This window comes from Paenibacillus sp. CECT 9249 (assembly GCF_918697855.1).
GTDB lineage: Bacteria > Bacillota > Bacilli > Paenibacillales > Paenibacillaceae > MSJ-34.
Genome location: NZ_CAKKLI010000006.1, coordinates 17626 through 40804 on the forward strand (window position 1 = coordinate 17626; position 23179 = coordinate 40804).

Below are 23179 nucleotides of genomic sequence, written 5' to 3' on the forward strand. Positions count from 1 at the left end.
TTACAACTCCAAAAACTCTGCCTCTGCCTCGGTAATCTCATATTCCTTGAATTGTAAGTATTTCTTTAACGTACCCGTCATTTTCAAGGGATAAGGTTGTGCCGTAGTCGATTCAAAGGTGACGCACACTTCACGTAAGCGATGCACCATCCAAGCTAAGCGCTCTCGGTCTTGCCTATCCATCGGACCTAATGGCATATATTCCACAACTCGGGGTTGCTGAAATGCCGTTTCAGGGTTATCGTACTTGGTCATAGATTTGGCAATGTTCCTCTGGGTCTTGGGTTTGGTTCCTACACCGTAATACAGTCCGGACTCGTTATCAGAATAGACACCTATAGAGAATGACATGGGGCGAAAACCATAGGCTGGAACGTCATCATTGGAATTAACACGAATAACGGTCATCCCCTGATCGTTCTGTATCCATCCAGGTAAGTCAGGAATCTTACCACGGCCAATTTTGTTGTTTTGAATGCCGTCCAACCCTTTATATCGAAGCTCCGCTTCAACTAATACGATCGGCTCCTTGCCACTCATTCGTTCCATTCTTAACTGCTCACCGAACCAGCGAGCGACCTCTTTCTTTAGCGCATCCGGGGCTTTGGGAAGCGGATCAAATTGATCTGTTTTCAACACAGCTTCTGATAAACTCAACCATTCCTCACTGCCCCGGCTTTTTACCATTAATACACCGTCTTCCAATTTCGTAAGAATCGCATAAGTTCCTTTATCACCTGAAACCAGATCATAGGCTATGATTGGGCGTTGTTCATTTACATCCATATGTGCCTTGTAATCGATAACTCCCGCATCCCCCAATAAATCCAAAATACAGTTGAAGACTTTGTGAATATAGCTTGACTCCGGTTTATCTTTCTTACGTTTAGACTTCTTTGCCCCGTTTTCGGGATAGACGAATTGAGTGATCCTCCCCGTTAATTGAAACCCTTTGCGTACGGCTTGCTTGGGATCTATTCCTTCGCCAAGCTTCTTCCAGTCGTCTTTAGGCAATATTTCAATCAATGAGCAAGTTATGGCTTGATTCCCTTTAACATGTTCGATGCTTCGGAGGATTTTGTTGGTTCGATGTTCATCCGCCAGGTCCTTAAGTGCTCCGCGATCCAAGCCATCTACATAGTCCTTCCTGTCACACTTGACCACAATGATGCGGTTTCGAGAGGAAGAGTTCAACCTAAAAACTTCTCCGTCAACATGTTCAGCCAGCAACTTTCCTTTATATTTTTTAGCCTTCAATGCTTCGACGACACATTGATAAAGAGAGTCCGGTCCCCACACTTCAAGAACAAAATCTTTATCATGACCGCAGTATACGGGTGGGATCGGTTCTCTCACTCGCCTCCTTGTCCCTTCTAGCTTAGGCTTCGGCACAAGTGGCAACGGCGTAAGCGATCTCCAGTCGGATACATTCTCCCGTACCATCTCGTAAAATCTCATTTTCTCCTGAATGCTGATTCCCGCTTCAACATATAGGGGGTTAAAGACTCTGTTATTATGAACGACCCATATCTTAGGGGAACGATCTGAGTGATACTTGACTGGATTTGTTAAGATATCCTCAGTCGATAACGGATTGCCCCATAAGACATCACAAAACAATTCGTCGAGCCCTTCAGACCAACGTGTATAAGGCTCAGTTCCACCTTCTCTGCGAAAAGATAAACTCGCGTACGAACGTAATCCCATTCCCTGATCTTTGATCAGAGGATTGTCCATGGAAACCAATAACGTGCTATTAATGCCGCCTTTCAGATATTTGGTCTCCTGTGGTTTCGTAATAAACCGTCTTATTCCAGCCGAAACCATCAATAATAGTCGTTCCGGCTCACCGGCCCTATATTGTAACCGAAATCGGACGACATAAGAAAAAGTACCAGATCTAGTGGTTATGGGCTCAGACATGCACTCTGCCTTTTGCGTGGCATATACCTGCGAGAACATAAGCTCAACAGGCTCATCCCGGTTATCAAGCAGTAGTTGTTTCGGACTCAAGCAAAATTGATGTGCAACTAGAGCAGGAAGCAATTCATATTTTAACCTTGAATCACGATGCAAAATGGAATCTACCGCCTCGCTTCGCCAGTCCATTGTACTCGTATCCAAATCATCCGGTGCAGCTACGCCTTGCCTCGTTGCTATTTGGTTCATCCATCCCTTAGCCAGTAATAGGATCATTCCAACCGGGACTGGCTGCGTTGCAATGAGCCACGGACGGTTTTCATCCAGATAAAATTGGTTATTGACCGAGACGATCTGTGGAAATATACTTTGCAGTTTTTTACCTAATGGCTTAATCGCAAAGGGCAGCTTAACGCCATTATAAAATTGACGAATAAATTCTCTCCAAACCGTTGGTATATCCAGTAGATAGATCTGCTTATTATTCCAAGCATTTTGGTCGCTCTCGAAAGCATACAGCTGCAGCAATTTACCAGTCCGACTCATGGGCCTCATTCCTTTCCATCATGACTTTCATACTGTCTATAAATGGTCCATATAAACTGCGAAATGCTGGATTTGATTCATGATCCACCATGATCTTCAGCCAGTAATCCAACATCGATTCCCCAACATCCGTGCGCATGGGCTGAGCTAGAAATTTACCATCACAGTAGAACACTCTCGCCGGTGTGCCTTTGCGAAGAAGCCTTCCAATCGTTTGCCAGACTGGGATAAACGTATACCAGGCTATGGTCTTTCTCTCCGCAGGATTTAATACGGACCAATAGTCTGGTTTACGGTACATCCGGTGGAGCAAGCTATTACTTTCGCTGCGAATGAGGTCCAGTGCCTGCCTATAAAGCTTGCCTTCAAAATCGGCACGTTCAATGAAGTCAGGCAGTTTGGCATGCAAAAGTTGGATGAGATAGGTCATGTCCTGCGGTATCGGATATGGCCGTATCATAAAAAACACAGATCCGAATAATGAACCTTTCGTATCATCCAGAATGTTATAACCGCGACTTATCGCAAGTAACGGGGCGATCAGCACATCAGCGTTTTCGTTAGCAAACCGCTCTAATTCTGCTCTTGAAAACTCGGCTTCATGAAAATGATCCGGGTCCCTCGTTAACTGGCGGTATCTATTTTTCCAAGAAGAATGTGATGCAAATACGGCTCCGACATCAGCAACGTCTTCATAAGAGTTGACAATCAACAGCACTTTACGATTTGCACCCGAGTAACGCCACTCCAGCAATTCTTGTTCAATCTTGGACATTAACTTGGCGGTTAGCGCACGTAGATTTCGTTCTCTCCTATCCTCAATCTCACCGGATATTTGGATAGGGGTTTCCTTCCCGTGCTCATAGATCGGATAATATTCCTGGTGAATGACTGGAACACCCAGATTGGATTCCAACAGCCATCCAGGCAACGATGCAATATGATAATGGGCTGATCCTGGAGCCAGACTTGTACCTGAAAGCAGAACAACCGCAGGACCTTCATATCCATCTATTCCAGCGTAGATCGATTGCCAGTCTTCAAGGAGAAGTCGACCGACACCTGAATACTGAACGGCTTTGAATGTACCTGTGTCATTCCCAGGTTTTACTTCATACAGATACCCCGTCATACGTCCTGTCATCGCATCTTTCATAATTGCTGAAAACTCACGTTGAATCGTGTAGAGTCCCTCGAATTCAGATAATTTTCCTAATTTGGCTTGAACTAGCGGATAAAGATCCATGAACACTTGTATATCATGATCGATAAGTGCCAGACATAAATATAATTCCAACGAATGAACCGGGAATTTCAATCTTCCAACAGGGTTTGTCTCACCGCCCAACTTATGGAGAATGGTAGTTAGAGCTTGTTCCCGCTCCTTCTTCGTTCGAGCTTGCAGCATTTTCGTTACATCTGCATAGATAGGGTGGTCCAGCGGATGATCCGCATAGTTGCGTAATTCCTGTTCAATTCTCTCCCGATTCTGTTCGTCCTTGGCGAAAGCGCCACTGATGCGATAAGCTTCGGTAGAGAGCCGTAATAGCTTCCGGTACAAAAACTGAGCGAATTCAGGCGATAAATTCAATGTACGATATACACCGCGGCGGATGGTGCTTTCAAGGCGATTCAGAACATCCATCCAGTCTTGTACAACCTCGTCATGTGCATACTTACCATAATAACCTATCGTTTTTCGAAATGATTCTAACAGGGTCTTCTCAAAGAGATGCTGAGAGTTACCAAACAATGCAATCTCGGAGACGAAGGAATCGTCGAATTGCTTCTGAACCGCATCGGCTTCATCAACGAAAATGATGTCTAACAAGTCATACATCGCTTCATAGACTGTTCTCTCATAAGGGTCCAGCATAACAGGTAGTTTTGTTTTCAATATGCTTGCTGAGGTTGTAACCCATACTTCCGCATGGATCAGGGCTGCGAAATCGCGATAGATTCCGCAACTGGCTGCATAGGGGCATACGCACTTTTTCTCCTGCTGTATTAACTGACGACATGGATAATCTGTCGTATTTTCATGGTCATTGGCAAGGGCATGGATGATGCAAAAATCGGATACATGTCGGAGTTCCAGATAAGAATCCTGCCCCCAATCCGTTACATCCCGAATCTGATGGCGACGGGCGGATATATAATCTTTCTGATGTTTACGGCGACCCGTTCTTCCAATTACAGGAACAGCGTTAATTCCCAATAAACGAAGTTCCTTAACTCGATTTAATACTTGAGGGACACTGCTCTCAATGAATCCGACACGAGCTCCTGCTCGGACTAATCGATCCGTTTCCAACACCATAAATGTGGATTTTCCCGACCCCAGTCCCCCTACGATATGCTGTAAGCCCTTATACTCAAACTGTCGGATACTGGGGTTTGTCAATGATTTTAGTTTAAGTCCAATTCCGGCCCGTTCCTTCCATTCCAAGGCTGCCGAAGCTTCTCGCATCCCCTCTGTCTGATAGGTATGCTCGTCTCCAAGATGAAGTGTAAATCTCCCCTTCGGTCTATATCTCGGAAATGTTGACGTATTAACCAACGGCGGTGGGATTTCTCCGACATAACGAATGGACTCTTGTTCCTGATTATATTTGTAATAGTGGAACTTGCCCGATGTAGCAAAGTGTATATCTTTAGACTGATGGGCAACAGCTTGTTCAAATAATTGCTCGTACCATTTCCTGCGATCGGCGAACAAGGCAGGAGTCCGGAGTCTCCAATGCCTACCGTCGTTTTCATATAATCTATATTCAACCGAAACTTCTTCATATCGTTCGAATAAGTTGTCCCATGTCATCCTTGAGCGCAAAGCACTATATAAAACTCTTAAACGGTGTGCAATCTCCTTCCGAGCAGGCTTGGGAAGAATAGGTGAGTCGTAACCTGATAAAATCGTATAACCTTCGCTGATATGCATAGAAGAATCAACCATCAAACATCCTGTAACGAACAATTCCACAGTATAAATGGTTTCAATGTTTTGCCGCGGCAATCCAGATGGCAAGAGACGCGGAAGGAACTGCTCAAAATAGGTCCAATACGATACTCTCATCTCTCCGTTGCCTCCCCAGCCAGATGCTTCTGCACATCCCGCTCATTTATGACTTTCAGATGACTCGCATGAGCCATAAGTGCTTGTTTAACAAGCTTCGAGTAACCGGGGTATATTTTCGTTCGGTATTGCGGAATGACAATATATACATGTGGGTCTCGATATTTCTCTAGTTGGTGGGGTTGCATTTTATTGAAGAAGTTAGCCAGGTGTAGGGGGTGCTTAAAATCCTTCATATCCAGATAGACGATATGCGTATCCAATTCGACGGCTAAATCAAACCGGTCTACTTGCGGAAAGAGTTCAACTTTGTAACCTTTCTTCGTTAGCCAATCTTTAGCTGTAAGTTCAGCCAACCCTGGCAACATCGTGTACCGATAAATTCCATAACGCAATCGATGCATGGGCTCATGGATTTCCCATTTCTTAAGCTCTCCGCGACTGGCCAGTTTCCCACAAAGATCTTCTGCCCCGCATTGCCAGTGATCGTTACGAAATTCCAGCGTCCATCCGCATCGTGGACATTTGCGATATCGTTCTACATCGTCCGAAATTTCTTCATAACAGCGACTAAGCTTTTTCATCAGTTCTGTATCCTTAAGCTCCAGCCCAAACTCCATTAAACGGTAAGCAGATACAACCGGATTGGTAATAAGGAACTCTCGAAGTTTTCGGTACTTCTCCTCTAGCATCGGCATTGTCCCTCGGCAGTAGCGCAATATCTCTACTATTTCTTGTGTCTGAGCTTCTTCAGGCGAATCGTACATGATTTTAAATTCACGTGCGTCTGGTGACAAGCCCAGATCCGGAATCAAGAGCGGCGCTTCCTCCGGATAGATACCGGCTACTACAATTCCCCATTCTTCTGCCGGTTTTTGCAACAATTGAATAAGTGAATGCAAATCAATTGGAGCTTTTTTTCCCTCCAACATCAGGAGTCGAACAAACTGCATATGTCCTTGACGCAATAGAGCCGGCGGCTCGCTGAAGTCTTCTCCCCACTGTGACAAACCTGCGATTAAGTTTAACAAACAATCCCTCACATCATTCTTATCAATTTGCATTTCAACACCACCGGTAATGGATTAAGAATCACCTAGTATATTTTTATTTTATAGTTAAGTCATGACAACACTTTGTCAGCGAATATATGTTCTGCACAAAAAAAACGACCAGATCTAATCCGGTCGCGTAGAATTCCTTATTCACATTGGGAGAAATGTAAAATTCAAGATTTAATCATCTTCGGTTAGTAGTAATTCCCTTTTACAAACATCACACTGGACCTTGATAACCAATCCTAGACTTGTTGGTATAAATATGTACGCAAACTTTGCTCCCGTTACATCTTTGGGTTCACATTTATCCCAATTATTAATTTTGTTTTCCATAGATTTGCTAATTTCAAACTTCATATGATTCTCCATAATCAATGTAACTGATCCTTGATCTTATGCACCCATTTTGGAAGAGATTCGGCCTGATATTTTAAAATACTATGTTCAGCTTGCATAACGATTTTACCGGAAACTTCGCTATTATCAATCACAATCAAATGATCAATGAGATGGATATGAGTTAGCAGATTTTGCATGGATGTGGTTTGTCTCCGAATGATGTCTTCAGTCGGTATATGATGTCCGCCGTTTCGAACTCTGGCGGCAACACGTTCGATATTGAGCCGAACATCATTTAGACCCACATAAAACATCGTCACTTCAAAGCCGTTCGCCTTGGCTTCCCGTATCAGTCTTATCGCATTACCGCCGGCCAAAGTCGTTTCTAACGAAAAATCTCGTTTATGCTGAATACATTCTCTCGCAAGCTTAATCGCTTCTTTGCCCGCGGATACTTTGCGGCGATCCGGATGGTCAGAATCAATGCCGCGAGCTAAAGCGTCGGGATCTATATTGACACTGATACCAAGCCTGTCCACTATCAAATTGCGAATGGTGCTTTTGCCGCTGCCGTTATTGCCGGCGAATACAACCATCACTGTGGAGTACTCATTCATGATGAACCCCAGGATTGTCGATTGGCTCGATCACACCGTTTGAATATTCTTTGACAATCTGGCCTTTTTCCGTTTGATAGACAATGTAAGTCCCGTTCGCTTTTGCATCCAGTTTCGCGCGCTCGCCCGTAAGTTTGATCAGTTTTTGCAAATCTTGAACACGATCCATCATTGATCACCACCGAATCCGTCTCCATTTAGACATTATTATAACATATTCGATTATGATCAAAATTACAGGTTTCGCATACCGGTTTGTCCACCCTCATCACAAAAAAATCCGCTGTGCACAAACCGCGTGACTTCTTATTCCATTATAAAGTTCAAAAACGGATCTTCCCCAACTCCTCCCGGAAAGCCGGTCTTCGCGGAAACCTGGTTAACAATTTTTGTGTGACGGTGAACGCTTCTTTCCGTCCGCCAACCTGTTGAAGCATTCGAATGATCCGGCAAACATCGGCGTAATCTCGCCTGTCTCTGGATTGATCCGCCCGGAATTCGATATATGCCACGAAAAGCGCCTTCACCTCCTCCGGGTAATGCGGAAGCAATTGCTCATAGAACGATTCAATTCGGTAAGGTGCCTTGCGGACATGTTCCAAAAGCCGTGCGAACATCTCCTCTTCCACCAGGATTTGGGTATACGTATGCTCTCCCCTCGGGCTCTGCTCCAATTGATCTAACATATCTTGCAGATACAAGGACCATTCTCCCTCATCCGAAAATGTATCCTTCACAGACCGGTAATAATCATATTCTCCGTTCATGATCAGCTCCATCCCGAGTTTCCGCTGCTGTTCGACTTGTCCTGTGCGATGGTATGCCTCATACCGATATTTCTTCCAGCGATAGACGAGCCCCAGCAGCTCCTGATCTTGAGCTTCCCCGGCCTCCGCCAATCGGATCGCTTCCTCGGCATCGCCTTGCTCAAGCGCCGCACGAATCGCAATCTCCCGGATTTCCGGGAAATGCAGATGTCTATACAAATAAGCTTTCGCCTGTTCTTCATCTGAACGTTCCAATATTTGACCATATCGGAGCACAGCCACCCGCTCGTCTGCGTACCTCTTCGACCAATTGCTCCCGGACATATGACCCAGGAGCGAATCCGCCGCATCATCCCATTGATGTTGCATCTCTTCCGACTCGATCAGCGCGCCCGCCGCCTCGAGGAGCGCGAGCTGCCAATCCGGCCACCCGTCATAATAAGGTTGATGTATCTCCTCCAACAACCGACGGAAAATCTTCATGCGTTCTTCCGCCGGAATATGATGGCGATCCTGAACCAGCTTGAAGATCGATTCCAGACAGCTTTCGATCACGATCCCGACTCCACCGTCCGAATCGTCGGCGGACTGCAATAATTCAATCATCTCTTCGATGATGCAAAACAGAATCGCCAGCCCGTGCAACCATCCCCCTTCATCGAAGGCGGCGAGAGCCTTTTCAGCGACGATCTTCGCACCTTCCACCGCGCGGCTTACGTTCCGCCAAGACACAAAGCCATGATCATCCGAATATGTGTCAATGTAGGATCGAATCAACCGTCGGCAGGCGTCCAACTCCTGATCCGCGCCCCTTTTCGACAAATGAATTCTAATGCGCTCTTCCGCGGTATATGAATCCGATGCAATCGAGAGCAGCAATTCGATTAATTTCTCCTTGCTCTCTGCTTCCAACAGTTGCCGGAGAGAAGGCTCCGGTGAAGATGCCCCGTCTGCTTCTCTATTCTTAAGCTCGAGGAATACGGCGACTTGATGCTTGCATACCGGCCCGAAATCGTACGGACAATCGCATTCCGATTCCATTATGTTGTTCTCGTTGTCTAGCCTTACATAAACCTCATAATCCTCGTACCCGCGCACAACCGCAGTGTACTTTTCATCGGCAATGGACTTCAAGGAAATTACCCGTCCTTCGGACGCGTATTCCTTCCCTCTGTGTACAACTGCAGGATCTATGTATCTGGAAAAATCGGATAAATTCAAGAGGACCACCCCCTTTGGATGCTTCTTTCCATCTTGGAATTCCAATAGTCGATGAACACCTGATAAGATCGCACCGTGGTAAAGAAGGGAATATGTTGGTCTGCCGCAGCGTCTACATATTCATCTTTTAGAAATGGTGACAGCGACACAGGTCGTATATCGGTTGCCATTTGGAAAATAATCCTGCTCATTTGTTGCTTTTATGCTTAAGGATGTATGTTTTAGCCAAGTGGTTTAGATGGCCAACAGCAATTGAATTGGGATCACTCGGGTCATGCTTCTTCTGCATGGCACGTTCAAATTCATCAATCATCTTTGCAAAATCGCATGCATTCTGCTCAAGACCAAATAAGCGTTTCATGTCTCGATAGTGTCGAAAAAAGACTGCTTTAGCTTGATCATTGGGATAACCTAATTGTTGAAGTTCCGAAATGACCGCTTGAGCATACAGCTTAATCATCGTCTGTCTTGTAGAACGTTTCACCGGTATCCCCTGCCCAAACATTTCTTTATTACTCGAGAATCAACTTCACTTCAATGGATTCGAACCAATCAGAAACACGTTTGCGATTCTGCTCTTCAACAAACTGGTAATACCGCTCTAACTGCTCGCTGTCGGAAGATAACGCATCCTTGAATCTTCGGAATATTCTCTTGCCGCCGCTTAATATGTGCATCAAAGTGGATTGCAGCTTTTTATCTTCAACCGTTTCCGCAAAATCAACCATGTCGGTATATCCTTCATCCGACTCCCGTTTCGGTATCCGAAAGTAAATTTCATTAAAGCCTTCTTCAATGATCTCGCTTAATTCTTCGTCCTCTTCATCCCGGTCAAACGTTCGCAACATGACAACATCTCCAGTTTCGATATTCAGGAAGGACTCTATTCCTTCTACGTACATGTCGTATGCATCCACAATCTCCTGAAACTGCTGCTTGGTCAATTTCAATTCTTTCATAGGTTCTCCCTCAGCTACTGTCGCTTTGATCAACTCGCCGCGTTGTTCCGCCTCATATTCCTCCCACGTGATTCCATACGGGAAGCCTCCATCCGTATATCCGGCGATAAAATAGAAATTCTCGTCTTGCTCCAACAGCCCCGTGAATTCCGATTTCTGACCGGTCCGCTTATTTTTCTTCCTGCCGCGCATTAAGTTCCCCACCTAAATCCATCTTATTTGAGCGTGCAGATTAGCCAAATTGTCATGAAAACCCCAGCCGATCCCTTCTGTTTTCGAAACAACGGCTTCGAGACGTTCCTCGAATTCGTCGAACAACTCGGCTGTTTCATCTTCATTTACTTGATCAATGATATCGGCATACATGGACACCATGCTGTAGTAGAAGCGTTCATCAATATCCCCGTAGCTTAGGGTGAAATCAACTCCATTTTCAACGTAGACCAGCTTCAATTCCAGGGCGTACCTGGAATTTCCAGTCAATCTCTCGAATTCCGAAATCGCATGTTTCGCTTCCTGGAGTCTCAGCTTGCCAAATCCCCGCTCAGGGAAAAACTCTTTCTCAACCTTCTTGCAATACTCTTGAAAGAGAGACTCTACTGCTTCATCGCCCAGTATTCTTACAGCAAGAAACTTCTCCATATCTTTGCTGGCGCCATAACAAGCCTTCACCAAATCGATAAGCTGGTCGCTATTTAGCTGCTTCAGATGCTTATTCAGAGCAGACTTCGTCAGCTTCACAGGCTTTTTCCCTACCGGCCGCTTAACCAGTGACTTGGGGATCAGCTTGTCCTTCTGCCGCTCAAGCTCCTGATTCACTTCTTCGCAGGAGAAATGTTCGGGATCATATCCTTCTCGAACCCAGCCTATAAAATGATCCCGCTCCGGATGATTGGGAGTAAGCAGTACTTCCAGCATATGCTGATGCCCCCACACGCCTCCCACATCTTCCTGCGGACAGCCGCGGGCACCATCTAGACACAAGGGTGCCGGGTCGGATGTCGATGCGTCGATTTTGATCAACGTAACCGTGTGCTGCCAATCATCTCCAAAATCATACACGTATGTAAATACGGTGTTTTCTTCGTGAACATGCTTCTGAACGATTTCCCTCCGTGCATTCAGCACCTCGCGGTCTTCTATATGCTCGAATGTCGGATCGGGCAGACCGATCACCTTTTCTTTCACATGAAACTCGTATAAATGGTAATTTTCCCAACCCATGACCGATTGGATGATTTTGTGAAGCTGATGAAACGTCACGTCCGGATGAAATTGAAACTCCCGCCAAATCTTCGGGGCAATCTCATTCAGTTCGATTCTGCATCTATAAAGCATGATCGTCTGTTCTCCTTTTAAGTATTCCGAGTATATAAACAAACCCACTGTATCTCGGTTGGAATTACAATGGGTAGGCTAAATGGTAAACAGCGGCAAACCGAATGCTTCCCGAACAAAGCTCATATCGTGGTCCCTTGATACAAGACCAAGCTGGTGCTCAATAGAAGTTGCAATAATAATTGCGTCCGGAGTTTTAAGCTTCCGTCCTTTCGACTTTTGTTCCCTGCGTATGTCCCCGGCAAGTCGGGCAACACTGGAACTTACCTCAATACATCTTCGTGAATTAAACAGCTTGATTCCTTGCAAACGATAAGCGGATTCCAGCCCGCTAAACACTTCGCACTCCGTAATGACGGAGAAATAAATCGACATCCGATCGTCACTGGCTTGCCGAACAAAATCCAACGCGGCATGCTCACCAGCCAGCAGTGCAATGGCGATATTGGTATCGAGTAAATAACCATCCATTTAATTCCACTCTTCCTCGCGCATTTTCTTGACTTCATCAGCCAACTGTTTAGCTTGTTCCGGTGTTAAAACCCCGGCCGACTCAAGTATGTCATCAATGGAATAGTCATCCTCGACTTCAATCGTTTGGTTATCCAAATTGATTTTCACTTTGCTTTGCGTAATATTCATCTTCGTCAAGATGGAACGAAGTTCATTAGCCGTTTTTTGATCCATCTTTTTGGGCAAAGACATGGTTAAAACACCAACCTTCCGATTTAAGATTTGCAAAATATTTCCGTATTTCCGACGTATTCTGGGCTTTGCCGGATTTATATTCCATTCTGCTCTGCTCAATCAGGGATTGGAGCTCCGGATTGGCTTCAACATCAGCTTGAATCGATCGCTGTTTTTCGATATCATTTCACTCCTGTCATAATCGTTTCTTCTGTCATACTGGAGCGCTTAATTTCGTGTTACCAACAGTATAACATAACACACTCAAAATCCAGAAGGAGATAAGCCGGCCTCTTTCGGACCAGCTTATCGATCCAGATGGCTTGTCCTCCCTCACCGCACAAACCGCCCGCTGCACACAAAACGCGCCGTTTCCTGACATAGGTTCGTGTTCACAACGTGTTGACAATATGCGCCACCAACCGTAAATTGTGCTCGATCAGAACGTTCCGGGAATGCTGATCGCCTTCGGACATCAGCTGCAAATGCTTCGTTTCGTCTTCTTCCGCTAGCGGCTGGGGGAAAGCGTTGTTCTTGACATACGAAACGAGGAGTGACAGTTGTTTAATGAACAAAGCGACCGCCGCAAATAATCCGGGCAATAAAGACACCTCCTGCTGAATCACAATAGAGCAAACTTTAACCACTTCTTTCCGATCAGTTCATTCTATGTGGGCAGATGCCTATCTGTGCCTGTACGTGGGAAAGAAACGACTTCGGGAGCAAAAAATGGTCATTGAAGCTCAATCTCAACAGACCGATTCTGTCCGGATCTTTCTGAGGATTGGCCCGGTCCAGCATGCCCGGAATGAGCAAATAGGTTGGTCCATGATGTGATCGAATGATTCGATGCGGAAATGGAGCGATCACGTTGAAATCCGTCAATTCATCTTCCGATGTCCTCTCCAGCTTGCTGTAAGCTTGATCCAAGAATCGAACGCGTCTGATATCGCATTGCCCGGCTCCAATCGGATCCAGTCCTCGGAAGTGCAAGCTTTTTTCTTCCAATTCATTTCAAGTTAATTACAAATAGGCGTAACTAAAATTAAGGTTCATTTTAGTTACGCCAAAATGTTAGAATATAATCCGCTTTGGTTCCAAGCTCAGCTCACAGAATATGTTCAAGCTTCCCTAGCTCTTGTTTCGTGATCGGTTTATCACTCAAAAGTTACTTTCACGTCTATCGATTCCAACCACTCAGCAACACGTTTGCTGATTCCGCTCTTCAATAAAAAGGTAATACCGCTCTAGTTGCTCTTTGTCGGAAGATAACTCATCTTTGAACCTTCGGAATATTTTCCTGCCGCCGCTTAATATGTGCATCAAAGTTGATTGCAGCTTTTTATCTTCAATCGTTTCTGCAAAATCAACCATATCCGCAAACCCATATTCCTCCCATGTGATACCATAGGGAAAGCCGCCGTCCGTATATCCGGCGATAAAGCTCCCCACCTAAATCCATCGTAATTGAGCGTGCAGTTCAGCCAAATTGTCATGAAAACCCCAGCCGATATCTACTGTTTTCAAAACGATCGCTTCCAAACGATCCTCGAATTCGTCGAACAATTCGGCCATTTCATCTTCATTCACTTGATCAATAATATCGGCATACACGGAAGCCATGCTATAATAGAAGCGTTCATCAATATCCCCGTAACTTAGGGTGAAATCGACTCCATTTTCGACGTAGATCAGCTTCAATTCCAGACTGTACTTGACGTTCCCGGTCAATCTCTCGAATTCCGAGATCGCATTTTTCGCTTCCTGAAGCCTCAGCTTGCCGAAACCCCGTTCGGGGAAAAACTCTTTCTCTATCTTCTTGCGATACTCTTGAAAGAGAGACTCTGCCGCTTCATCGCCCAGTATTCTTACGGCAAGAAATTTCTCCATTTCTTTGCTGGCGCCATAACAAGCCTTCACCAACTCGATAAGCTGATCGTTGGTTAATTGTTTCAGGTGCTTATTCAAAGCGGATTTCGTCAGCTTCGCAGGCTTTTTTCCTACTGGCCGCTTAATCAGCGATTTAGGTATAAGCTTGTCTTTTTGCCTCTGAAGCTCATGGTTCACTTCCTCGCAGGAAAAATGTTCAGGATCGTAACCTGCTCGAACCCAGCCAATAAACTGATCTCGCTCGGGATGATTGGGAGTAAGCAGTACTTCCAGCATATGCTGATGTCCCCAAACGCCTCCCACATCTTCCTGCGGACAGCTGCGAGCCCCATCTAGACACATGGGTGCAGGATCGGAAGCTGCAGATTCGTCTATTTTGACCAATATAATCGTGTGCCGCCAATCATCGCCAAAATCATAGACGTATGTAAACACGGAATTTTCCTCGTTAACATGGTTCTGAACTACTTCTTTCCGTGCATTCAGCACCTCGCGATCTTCCATATGTTCGAATGTCGGGTTAGGCAGCCCAATCACCCTCTCGTTCACATGAAATTCGTACAGATGGCAATTTTCCCATCCCATGACCACTTGGATGATTTTGTGAAGCTGATGAAACGTCACACCCGGATGAAACTGAAATTCCCGCCAAATCTTCGGGGCAATCTCACCCAGTTCGATTCTGCAAGTATAAACCATTATCGCCTGTTCCCCCTTTCGCTATTCCATATAATATAGAAATAAACCCACCGTACCCTCGAGGGAATTACAATGGGTCACGACCGGTTGGATCGATGTTGACACGACACCTTCCATCCCATGTGCATCTGCCAATATTATACCATATTCATTAAATATCGCGCTTTCTATCCCCCCACAATCCGGAAATCGATATGAGCGGGAGGCGGAAATTGGGCGGCGGCTTCCAGGATCAACTCGTCCGTTACGGCCGCGTTTCGCTCCTTGGCCAGCTTCTCGGCGTTGTATTGATACCAAAGTTCCACGATCGTCGCTTCGCCTTCGCGGATGACGGCAAATTCCGTCTCGAATAAGTCGGCCAAGAAGTCTTCTATATGCAGCGCAAGCGCCGCCTTGCCGACGATAATTCGCAAGCGGTCGCTTTGCTTGAAGGAGGCCGGAAGCGCTTCGTACACGCTCCAAGCCTTCTCGTACTGCTCGCTTCGGATTAACAAATCCACATACTCTTCCGCAAAAGCTCTGTCCGGAAAGCCGTTCTCCATTCCATACGCCCGTTCCATATAGGACAGCGCCATGGCGTTGTCTCCTCGCTCCCGCATCAGCACCGCAATATTGCGATATGCCCATCCCGACGGCTGAAGCGCAAGCGAACGTTCCCACGCTTTCAGCGCCTCCTCTTCTTGCCCATGTTCGTACAGCATGACGCCGTAATGCAAATAAGCGTTCCAGGATTGGCCTTCTTCCCGCTTAAGGCTGTCGGCTAGCATGCTCATCCACTCTTCCTGCACCATCCACGAGACGGGAATCGAATCCGGGTCGCAATCCGGCAGGCGCCCGCCCTGCAACAAGGAAAGCCACGGCAATTGGGCCGTTTCCAAACTGCCGTCGGCAAACGCAAATCCGTCCGGAACCGTTCTGCGCTCAAGCTTTTGTCTGCGCAGCCTCTCGAGCGCCCCCCATCCCGAACCGGCATGCAATTGCTCGGCAGGCTGAATGCGGGCATACGCCCGTAACTTTTCATGGATATCGTATACCATATCGGCGCTCAATTGCTGCTCGACGCGATCTTCAATATATCGGCGCGCGTTCTCCCATTGTTCGTCGTAGGCTTGCTCGGGATCCGCTTCCGACATGCCGATGAGCTGCGTAAATTCCCATTCCGTGGCCGCCGGCATCTCGATTCCGTGCAGCTGCGTCGGAGTAAGCCCGCCCTGAATTTCAATATAGTTTCCTTCGCCGGGCTTCGACAGGAAGTCGCGCCACCGTCTTCCGCCCGCATGATTTCCCCAGCAAAACATTTTCCGGTATCTCAATAAGGAAGTAGACCGTTCGTACAACAATGCGCCGTCCTCATAAACGACTGCTTCCCAAGGAGATTGGCAATCTTCGGGAGTCAAATAGAAATATTCGCTCGAAAACGGAATTTGCATCGGATAGGAGGCATCCGCGCCTGGTACGGACTGCAATTCGGGCAATTCGCCCGCTCCGAACCCTTTCGCTTCGTGATCGATATAAATGACGCTGCTTGTCGAAGAGAAGACTCGGGACGCGGGCGTTTCGGGCGCCGCGATATTCGTCCACCAATACATCGGGACGGAAACGTCATTGTCATTGACAATGCGTACATAAATAGAGAGCTTATCCGCTCCCGGCGGAAGATGGAAGTCGACATGCCAAAATATATTTTTACAACGTTCGTATTCGTAAATGCGTAGAAACTCGTTTCCGTCTTCGCCCCGCAACTTGGCGGCGTAAACGGGAGATGCGGTCGTAAATGTGTGGCCGAGCTGTCCGATATTCCATTCCATCCCTCCGGAGAACCAGGCGTTTCGAATCGCAAGATTGGCAGGCTGAAACACCGGATTCGTATACAGCATGTCCCGGTTTGTCCGTTTATCCTTAAGCGAGTAGAGCCTTCCTCCATATTCCGGCAAGAAGACGGCAACCAATCGATCGTTCTCCAGTACGATCGTCTTTAACAAGATCGGCTTTCGCTCCCTCGTATACCGGTCTTGCATCCGATAAGGCAAATACGTTTCGCCCGCATGCTCCCCTAAATGCCGTTTCAGCTCAGGCGTTAACGTTCCGTTATCCCCCACTTGCCTATGCCGCCGTCTATTCCGAAACATAGGAAGGGGATTTTCTCCTTCCGGCAAAGCGCCTTCAAGGGTCAATGAAGATACCGTGACTTTCATCCTGCTCACCATCCTGATTCGCAAAGTTAATCGTATTATACCGCTGAAAAAACGAACTGCGCTATTCACTTTATTGCGCAAAACTTGTACAATTTTCACCCGTTCCGGGCTTGCTGCAACATTTATCCAACTTATTCCGTCTGAACCAATGAAAACAAAATGATAGAAGGTGATCCGAATGAAGAAGAGAAGCAGAGTGCTGTCGAGCGTATTGGTCGTATTAGCCCTCGCATTTACGTTAGGCGGGAGCGCGTTAGCGTTTCAAGATTTGAAAGACGAGCCGGCCAAAGATAAAATTATGGCTTTGCTCAATGAAGGTATTGTGAAAGGCGTGGACGACAGCCGATTCGCCCCTAAGGAAAAAATGACCTATGCGCAAAGCGTACAGATGATTGTGAACGGATTGGATTTGAATCTCGATACTGTGAAATTCGTCAAAAAGCCGGAAGCGACCGACTATTATACGAATATTCCGAACAACGCCTGGTATGCGGAAGCGTTCGTCATCGCGCAAATCAACGGGTTATCGATTCCGAAGGATATCGATCCGGCCAAGAAGATCACACGCGAACAATTCGCCAATCTGCTCGCGGAAGCGATGTGGACGAAAGGGGATTTCGCCTTTATCGAAATTTGGATTCAAATCGATGACGAGGATTCGATCGACAACCGGTATATGACCAACATCCAAAGGCTGCTGATCGCTAAAGTCGCCTCGCTTGACGACAAACAGCGCTTTCGTCCGCTGGATGAAATCACGCGCGCGGAAGCCGCGGCCATGCTGCATGACGCGAGAAAATTCGTGAAGGAACAGGCCGGGAATGTCATTCCAAAGCTCCCCCCCGCGCAACATGAAGATGTAACCGTATCCGTCGGGAAAATTTCCGACGAAGTCAATAAAGTGACGCTGTCCTGGGGAGAGAAGCCGAATCCCGGCTATAAAATAACGATCCGCAGCATCGATTTCTCCGAGCAAGGAAAAGCTGTCATCTATTATGAACTTCATTATCCGGATCCGAATATGAATTACGCCCAAGTCATCGTTGAACCGAAAGCGGAAACGTATCTTTCCGCAAAACTGGAGGCGGAAATCGCCTTTGCCGGTGCCGGTTCGAAGGGATTCGGCGGCGGATCGAGCAGTTCAAGCGGTTCAAGCGATGCGAGCGACTCGAGCGACTCGAGCGCTTCCCAATCCGTTAGCAACATGTAAGTTGTATTCGGTACAACATAATGTAAGCGAAATGGGCTTCACGGACCGAATTGTTGTAGAATGTACAACATAAACTGGTCATCGTCGCCGTTTCTGCATATTAGGCGCCGGTATGCTGTATTTTTTACAACATCATTGGTAATTTTGAAGTTTTCACACACCTAATGTTGTATTTTATACAGGATAGAGAGGGATTTCGATAAATAAAGAGCCTCCGCATGAGCTGAGGCTCTTTATATTTATAGCAAAGAGAACAAGACGACGAGCGTACCGACGATAAAACAATAAAACGAAAAATATTTCAAATTGCCGCGCGCCATAATGCCCATAAACCATTTCAACGAAAAATACGAAGTAACAAGCGACGCAACGAAAGCTAACGCATAGGGCAGCCAGAGCGTCGACATTTGCGGATCGTGCAGCATATCTTTCCCTTCCAGTACGATGCCGCCGAGACTGACCGGTATGTATAGGAAGAAAGAAAATTTCAACGCCGTCTCCTGCTTCAAACCGCGCCCCATGCCGGCAACGATCGTCGCGCCTGAACGACTGATGCCCGGAATTAAGGCAACCGCTTGCGCCAACCCGATAATGATCGCGTCTTTCAAGGTTAACGCTTGATCGTTCTTGCGCCCCCGCAAATTGCGGATCAACCATAGAGCGACCCCCGTCGCGAGGAGCGTAATCCCGATCGTAAGCAATCCTTTGAAATATCCCGAGATGAAATCGTTGAGCAATACGCCGATGACTCCGGCAGGTATCGTTGCAATGACCAAATAAACGATAAACATAAAATCGGATTTCTGCGCAGGATCGCGCCGTACGAGATAACCGATGCCGTTCGCGGCGAGACTTATTAAATCCTTGCGGTAAATCAGCAAAATCGCGAGCAGCGAAGCGGTGTTTACCAATACCTCAAAACTTAGTCCTTCGATATGCAGTCCGAATAAGTGCTCGACGATGACCAAATGTCCGCTTGACGATACCGGGATCGGCTCCGTAAAGCCTTGCACCAAACCGAGCACAACATATTTCAAAATCAGCCAAAAATCTTCCAGAAATAAAACCTCCTATCATCACTGTCAACGTTCTCAATATACTATGGAGCAAACGGACGACCTATCGAAAAATCTTACAAAATGATAGCTTCAATCTTTCATTTTCGTCACCTAAATTCACTTTCTAATGATAGAATGTTATCAGCCTGATGTCAAAAGGATTGGAATGACCGCTTATGTGGCACTATAACGTAATCTCAATCGATTTCGTATCTTGATTCCACTGAATTTGCGCGCCTAAAGCTTCCGTCACGAAGCGCAAAGGCACCATTGTTTTGCCTTCCACAGCAACAGCCGGTTCCTCTAGCTCTATCTTCTCGCCGTTCACATAGGCTTTTTTTTGCCCGATCGTTAATTGAATCAATATATCTCCCTTTGCGGCCGTTATCGTTTGGGTCGAACCGTTCCATTCTACTTCGGCTCCCAGCGCCGTAAAAATATCACGCATCGGAACGAGTATGATTTCGTTTTTCTTAATCGGTTCGTGCGAAAAATGCAATGTCTGCTCTCCCAATGAAACCGAAATATTGGCAGGCTCGTATTCTTTCTTTTGCTTCGCTTGCTTTTTAACAGCAGACGTTTTCGACTGGTCTACACTTTTATTCGATGCCGGTTTGGTTTTGCTGCCGGAACTGCCGCTCTTGCTCTTCCCGCCGTGATAATGATACTCTCCGTAACTCAAGCCCCATTTTTCGCAGTTCGTTCTGCAAGTATGCCCTCCGTTCGCATCCGTTCTGCCCGGATGCGCGCTTGCCGTACCCGCAATAGTCAGTAAAACGCAGCCCATCATGAAAGAAACCCACTTCTTATTCATGCTCCGACCTCCAATTCTCTTTTCCATCGATTTCCTCGCAATCTTCTTCATTCTACTATAGGAAGGTTTTTTGCGCTATTGGGCATAATAGGCTCGAAACGAATCGATCATAAGGAGGGAACTCGATGGGCGAAAAAAATATATTGGCTCATTTCAACACGCCGGAGCGGGCGGAGGAAGCCGCTGCTCGGCTGAAATCGTTACGCGTGATCGACATGTCGATCGATCGAATCGGCCGATACCAAGGAGAAGGAATCGAAGAGACGCTGAATCCGCTCTCCAACGACTTCGAAGGGCTTGGAAAATTGACGCTGGATGCCGATTTCCGGAGCAGAAGCGCCGGCATTATGGCAGCCGCGGACCCGAGCGCAAGCGGGATGAGCGACGGCGGACAAGGGGGGCCGACCGGCAAAGACATATTACTCACCGTTGTCGTCCAAGAGAACGATCACAAGGAAGCGCTGCGTCTTATCCAAGAAGCGGGCGGGGAAGTATAGCGGCCCGAACAACGGAAAAGCCAAGCGTCCGGCATCCGGATGCTTGGCTTGACCGCCCGGCGATGGCTTACGCCATTTGCAATTGTGCCGGAAACTGAACGTCCAGCGGCGCGCCGAGTTTATAGATATGGGGTTGTTCGATTCCGTCGAAGGCGTTGCGCGTATCCAATATCGGGACGCCAGTCTTGGCCAATTCTTCATAATCGAACTCTTTATGATTCGTAATGACGACAATGCAATCATATTTGCGAATCAAGCTAAGCTCGCAAGGAATCGATTTTACCGTATTTCCATCCATATCGGCAAAAGAAGTAGCGAACGGATCGCAATAATCGACAAACGCCCCGTTTGCTTTGAATAATTCGTAGGCCGCGAGTCCCGGAGATTCGCGCACATCGTCCACTCCCGGCTTATAGGCCATGCCGAGGAGCAGCACGCGGGAATTTTTAATAGACTTCGTATACAGATTTAAGATTTGAGCCGTTTTATGGATGACGTGATCGGGCATATTCGTGTTGAACGCCTGCGCCAAATCGATAAATTTGCTGTAGAAGCGGAAGCCTTTCGCCTTCCAGGACAAGTACATCGGATCGAGCGGGATGCAATGTCCGCCGATGCCGGGACCGGGATAGAATGGCATGAAGCCGAACGGCTTCGTAGAAGCGGCTTTAATAACTTCCCAAATGTCGATTCCCATTTTCTCGCACATCATCGCCATTTCATTGATGAATGCGATATTTACGCTGCGGAATGTATTTTCCAGCAGCTTGCTCATCTCGGCAACTTTGGGCGAAGATACCGGCACAACCTCCTTGACGACGGATTGGTACAATAACGAACCGAGTTCCAGGCATGCAGCAGTCGTTCCGCCGATCACTTTCGGCGTATTGTACGTATTGTACGTCCGGTTCGAAGGGTCGACGCGTTCCGGAGAGAAGCACAGGAAGTAATCGATTCCCGTCCGCAGCCCTATTTTCTCTAATTCGCGTTGAATCAATTCCTCCGTCGTACCCGGGTAAGTCGTGCTTTCGAGCGTAATGAGCGGGCCGTTCTGCATATATTGTTTCAATTGCTCGACGACAAGATGAATGTAAGAGGTGTCCGGATCTTGGTTTTTGCTGAGCGGAGTAGGAACGCAGATCGTTACCGCGTCCAGCCATTTCAGCGCTTGGTAATCCGATGTCAGGAAAAATCTCCCGCTGTCGTTCGCCTCCTGCAGTTCTTCGTCGCTGACGTCGTGGATGTAGGATTTCCCGTTTTGCAACGAGGCGAGCTTTTGATCGTTGATGTCTATTCCGTATACGGAGTACCCGGCTTTCACCATTTGCATCGCAAGCGGCAGCCCGACATAGCCGAGTCCGATAATGCCCACTTTGGCGTTTTTTGTTTCGATAAGATCCTTCAACGTTTGATATCTGCTGTTCATCATCATTTCCCTCCAGTTTTGACTAATATTACAACGCCTGATCCAACAGTCTCCGAATGCGGGCTTCCAACTCGATCGGCGAGAACGGCTTGGCCAAAAAATCGGAAACGCCCAGATCGAAGCATTTGCGGATATCGTGCTCCAATTTTTTCTCCGTTAAAATCATCACCTTGCTCTTTCCTTGGTTTTTGCGGCGTATATTGCTAATCAGCTGATACCCGTCCATGACCGGAAGCGCAAGTTCGGTAATGACCATCTCCGGCAAAATATCCTCGAACATTTCCAGTCCCGTCTGGCCGTCTTGCGCAACATGCACCTCATACCCTTTCATTCCTAATCGGGTCGATAAATATTCGCCGATCGTCTTATCGTTATCGACGACGAGCACCGCGCTGGCGGTCTCGGCGCGCTTGTTGTAAATCAATATGTCATCGCCTTTGCCCGCCAGCTTCTCCAGCTCCTGCAGCATGCCGGTTACCGTTCGCTCCGGCGCATCGCCGGAGCCGGCGGCCAGAATCGTCCCATGGACGACGCCGAGCTGTTCCAGCCGCTCCTTCAACAAAATGGAAAAAAAGTGAGTATCGCTTAACGTTTGTCCCTCTAAAATTAACAGCGATATTCCCGATTGCATGTCATGCAGCTGCCGGATCGCAAGATGCGGATCGATGGCCGCGATATCCGCTTCCGTAATTGTCCCCCCTTTCAAAGCGCGTTGAAAGGCGACGGCTCCCCACGGCATTTCGGATTGCGCGATCATATCGCTCATTAATTGGCCGGCAATTCGCTGAATCGTATCTTTTTCCGTAATCGTAAGCATCGGTCGACCTCCTGAAAGTTTTGTGGAAAAGTTTTGCGGAGCAGAGCT

General features: G+C 47.1%; 20 protein-coding genes and 1 pseudogene. 2 read left to right on the forward strand and 19 right to left on the reverse strand.

What is annotated here, in order from left to right; all coding sequences use genetic code 11:
• From LQ229_RS07310 to LQ229_RS07380, 15 genes and pseudogenes are all read right to left on the reverse strand, one after another.
• On the reverse strand, nt 1-2466 hold the full coding sequence (locus LQ229_RS07310) for a DUF3962 domain-containing protein (protein ID WP_216541195.1): 2466 nt from the start codon (nt 2464-2466) through the stop codon (nt 1-3).
• On the reverse strand, nt 2450-5539 hold the full coding sequence (locus LQ229_RS07315) for a hypothetical protein (protein ID WP_216541196.1): 3090 nt from the start codon (nt 5537-5539) through the stop codon (nt 2450-2452). Before LQ229_RS07315 ends, LQ229_RS07310 begins: the two co-directional genes overlap by 17 nt.
• Complete coding sequence (locus tag LQ229_RS07320; RefSeq protein ID WP_197186982.1) at nt 5536-6603, reverse strand: hypothetical protein; 1068 nt, start codon at nt 6601-6603, stop codon at nt 5536-5538. The genes LQ229_RS07315 and LQ229_RS07320 overlap by 4 nt, the downstream gene beginning before the upstream one ends.
• Before the next feature lie 365 nt (nt 6604-6968).
• Nucleotides 6969-7532 carry a zeta toxin family protein gene (locus LQ229_RS07325; RefSeq protein WP_216541197.1) on the reverse strand — a complete coding sequence of 188 codons (564 nt, stop codon included), beginning with the start codon at nt 7530-7532 and terminating at the stop codon, nt 6969-6971.
• A 13-nt stretch (nt 7533-7545) separates the two neighbouring features.
• Nucleotides 7546-7725 carry a hypothetical protein gene (locus tag LQ229_RS07330; protein WP_036712133.1) on the reverse strand — a complete coding sequence of 60 codons (180 nt, stop codon included), beginning with the start codon at nt 7723-7725 and terminating at the stop codon, nt 7546-7548.
• Nucleotides 7726-7876: 151 nt separating this feature from the next.
• A complete protein-coding gene (locus LQ229_RS07335; RefSeq protein ID WP_230191320.1) occupies nt 7877-9454 on the reverse strand; it encodes an SWIM zinc finger family protein in 1578 nt (525 codons plus the stop codon).
• Nucleotides 9455-9728: 274 nt separating this feature from the next.
• Nucleotides 9729-10001, reverse strand: coding sequence for a hypothetical protein (locus LQ229_RS07340; RefSeq protein WP_036712127.1), 273 nt, complete (start codon nt 9999-10001; stop codon nt 9729-9731).
• 52 nt (nt 10002-10053) lie between these two features.
• A complete protein-coding gene (locus tag LQ229_RS07345; protein ID WP_230191321.1) occupies nt 10054-10692 on the reverse strand; it encodes a UPF0158 family protein in 639 nt (212 codons plus the stop codon).
• Between the two features lie 12 nt (nt 10693-10704).
• Entirely contained in the window at nt 10705-11886 is a 1182-nt protein-coding gene (locus tag LQ229_RS07350) for a DUF6155 family protein (RefSeq protein ID WP_230191322.1), read from the reverse strand.
• Between the two features lie 30 nt (nt 11887-11916).
• Nucleotides 11917-12309 carry a PIN domain-containing protein gene (locus LQ229_RS07355; protein WP_036712124.1) on the reverse strand — a complete coding sequence of 131 codons (393 nt, stop codon included), beginning with the start codon at nt 12307-12309 and terminating at the stop codon, nt 11917-11919.
• On the reverse strand, nt 12310-12645 hold the full coding sequence (locus LQ229_RS07360; RefSeq protein WP_230191323.1) for a hypothetical protein: 336 nt from the start codon (nt 12643-12645) through the stop codon (nt 12310-12312).
• Nucleotides 12646-12929: 284 nt separating this feature from the next.
• Nucleotides 12930-13127: pseudogene (locus LQ229_RS07365) on the reverse strand (RNA polymerase subunit sigma-70); the annotation flags it as partial.
• A 595-nt stretch (nt 13128-13722) separates the two neighbouring features.
• The gene (locus LQ229_RS07370) at nt 13723-13977 is read right to left on the reverse strand and encodes a hypothetical protein (RefSeq protein ID WP_230191324.1); all 255 of its coding nucleotides are present in this window, start codon (nt 13975-13977) and stop codon (nt 13723-13725) included.
• Complete coding sequence (locus LQ229_RS07375) at nt 13978-15114, reverse strand: DUF6155 family protein (protein ID WP_216540820.1); 1137 nt, start codon at nt 15112-15114, stop codon at nt 13978-13980.
• 167 nt (nt 15115-15281) lie between these two features.
• Entirely contained in the window at nt 15282-17243 is a 1962-nt protein-coding gene (locus LQ229_RS07380) for a DUF5107 domain-containing protein (protein WP_230191325.1), read from the reverse strand.
• A 244-nt stretch (nt 17244-17487) separates the two neighbouring features.
• On the opposite strand from LQ229_RS07380, the gene LQ229_RS07385 reads away from it, so the two are divergent.
• Nucleotides 17488-18519, forward strand: coding sequence for an S-layer homology domain-containing protein (locus LQ229_RS07385; protein ID WP_216540822.1), 1032 nt, complete (start codon nt 17488-17490; stop codon nt 18517-18519).
• Between the two features lie 239 nt (nt 18520-18758).
• Here the strand turns inward: LQ229_RS07385 and LQ229_RS07390 are convergent, their stop codons facing one another.
• Both LQ229_RS07390 and LQ229_RS07395 read right to left on the reverse strand, forming a co-directional pair.
• Nucleotides 18759-19577: an undecaprenyl-diphosphate phosphatase gene (locus tag LQ229_RS07390; RefSeq protein WP_216540834.1), complete on the reverse strand. Its 819-nt coding sequence runs from the start codon at nt 19575-19577 to the stop codon at nt 18759-18761.
• 184 nt (nt 19578-19761) lie between these two features.
• The gene (locus tag LQ229_RS07395; RefSeq protein WP_216540823.1) at nt 19762-20391 is read right to left on the reverse strand and encodes a copper amine oxidase N-terminal domain-containing protein; all 630 of its coding nucleotides are present in this window, start codon (nt 20389-20391) and stop codon (nt 19762-19764) included.
• 125 nt (nt 20392-20516) lie between these two features.
• Between LQ229_RS07395 and LQ229_RS07400 the strand changes: the two genes are divergently transcribed.
• Nucleotides 20517-20888 carry a hypothetical protein gene (locus tag LQ229_RS07400; protein WP_216540824.1) on the forward strand — a complete coding sequence of 124 codons (372 nt, stop codon included), beginning with the start codon at nt 20517-20519 and terminating at the stop codon, nt 20886-20888.
• 67 nt (nt 20889-20955) lie between these two features.
• On the opposite strand, the gene LQ229_RS07405 is transcribed toward LQ229_RS07400, so the two are convergent.
• Nucleotides 20956-22314: a nucleotide sugar dehydrogenase gene (locus LQ229_RS07405; RefSeq protein ID WP_216540825.1), complete on the reverse strand. Its 1359-nt coding sequence runs from the start codon at nt 22312-22314 to the stop codon at nt 20956-20958.
• A gap of 28 nt (nt 22315-22342) precedes the next feature.
• Nucleotides 22343-23131, reverse strand: a complete 789-nt coding sequence (locus LQ229_RS07410; RefSeq protein ID WP_216540826.1) for a response regulator transcription factor — start codon at nt 23129-23131, stop codon at nt 22343-22345.
• Nucleotides 23132-23179 lie beyond the last annotated feature (48 nt).

Excerpts from the sequence above, each read along its gene's own strand:
- LQ229_RS07325 (WP_216541197.1), bottom strand. The coding sequence starts at position 7,532 with ATGGTTGTATTCGCCGGCAATAACGGCAGCGGCAAAAGCACCATTCGC.
- LQ229_RS07400 (WP_216540824.1), top strand. The coding sequence starts at position 20,517 with ATGGGCGAAAAAAATATATTGGCTCATTTCAACACGCCGGAGCGGGCG.
- LQ229_RS07405 (WP_216540825.1), bottom strand. The coding sequence starts at position 22,314 with ATGAACAGCAGATATCAAACGTTGAAGGATCTTATCGAAACAAAAAAC.
- LQ229_RS07330 (WP_036712133.1), bottom strand. The coding sequence starts at position 7,725 with ATGATGGATCGTGTTCAAGATTTGCAAAAACTGATCAAACTTACGGGC.
- LQ229_RS07345 (WP_230191321.1), bottom strand. The coding sequence starts at position 10,692 with ATGCGCGGCAGGAAGAAAAATAAGCGGACCGGTCAGAAATCGGAATTC.
- LQ229_RS07340 (WP_036712127.1), bottom strand. The coding sequence starts at position 10,001 with ATGATTAAGCTGTATGCTCAAGCGGTCATTTCGGAACTTCAACAATTA.
- LQ229_RS07375 (WP_216540820.1), bottom strand. The coding sequence starts at position 15,114 with ATGGTTTATACTTGCAGAATCGAACTGGGTGAGATTGCCCCGAAGATT.
- LQ229_RS07315 (WP_216541196.1), bottom strand. The coding sequence starts at position 5,539 with ATGAGAGTATCGTATTGGACCTATTTTGAGCAGTTCCTTCCGCGTCTC.
- LQ229_RS07320 (WP_197186982.1), bottom strand. The coding sequence starts at position 6,603 with ATGCAAATTGATAAGAATGATGTGAGGGATTGTTTGTTAAACTTAATC.
- LQ229_RS07310 (WP_216541195.1), bottom strand. The coding sequence starts at position 2,466 with ATGAGTCGGACTGGTAAATTGCTGCAGCTGTATGCTTTCGAGAGCGAC.
- LQ229_RS07380 (WP_230191325.1), bottom strand. The coding sequence starts at position 17,243 with ATGTTTCGGAATAGACGGCGGCATAGGCAAGTGGGGGATAACGGAACG.
- LQ229_RS07355 (WP_036712124.1), bottom strand. The coding sequence starts at position 12,309 with ATGGATGGTTATTTACTCGATACCAATATCGCCATTGCACTGCTGGCT.
- LQ229_RS07410 (WP_216540826.1), bottom strand. The coding sequence starts at position 23,131 with ATGCTTACGATTACGGAAAAAGATACGATTCAGCGAATTGCCGGCCAA.
- LQ229_RS07395 (WP_216540823.1), bottom strand. The coding sequence starts at position 20,391 with ATGAATAAGAAGTGGGTTTCTTTCATGATGGGCTGCGTTTTACTGACT.
- LQ229_RS07385 (WP_216540822.1), top strand. The coding sequence starts at position 17,488 with ATGAAGAAGAGAAGCAGAGTGCTGTCGAGCGTATTGGTCGTATTAGCC.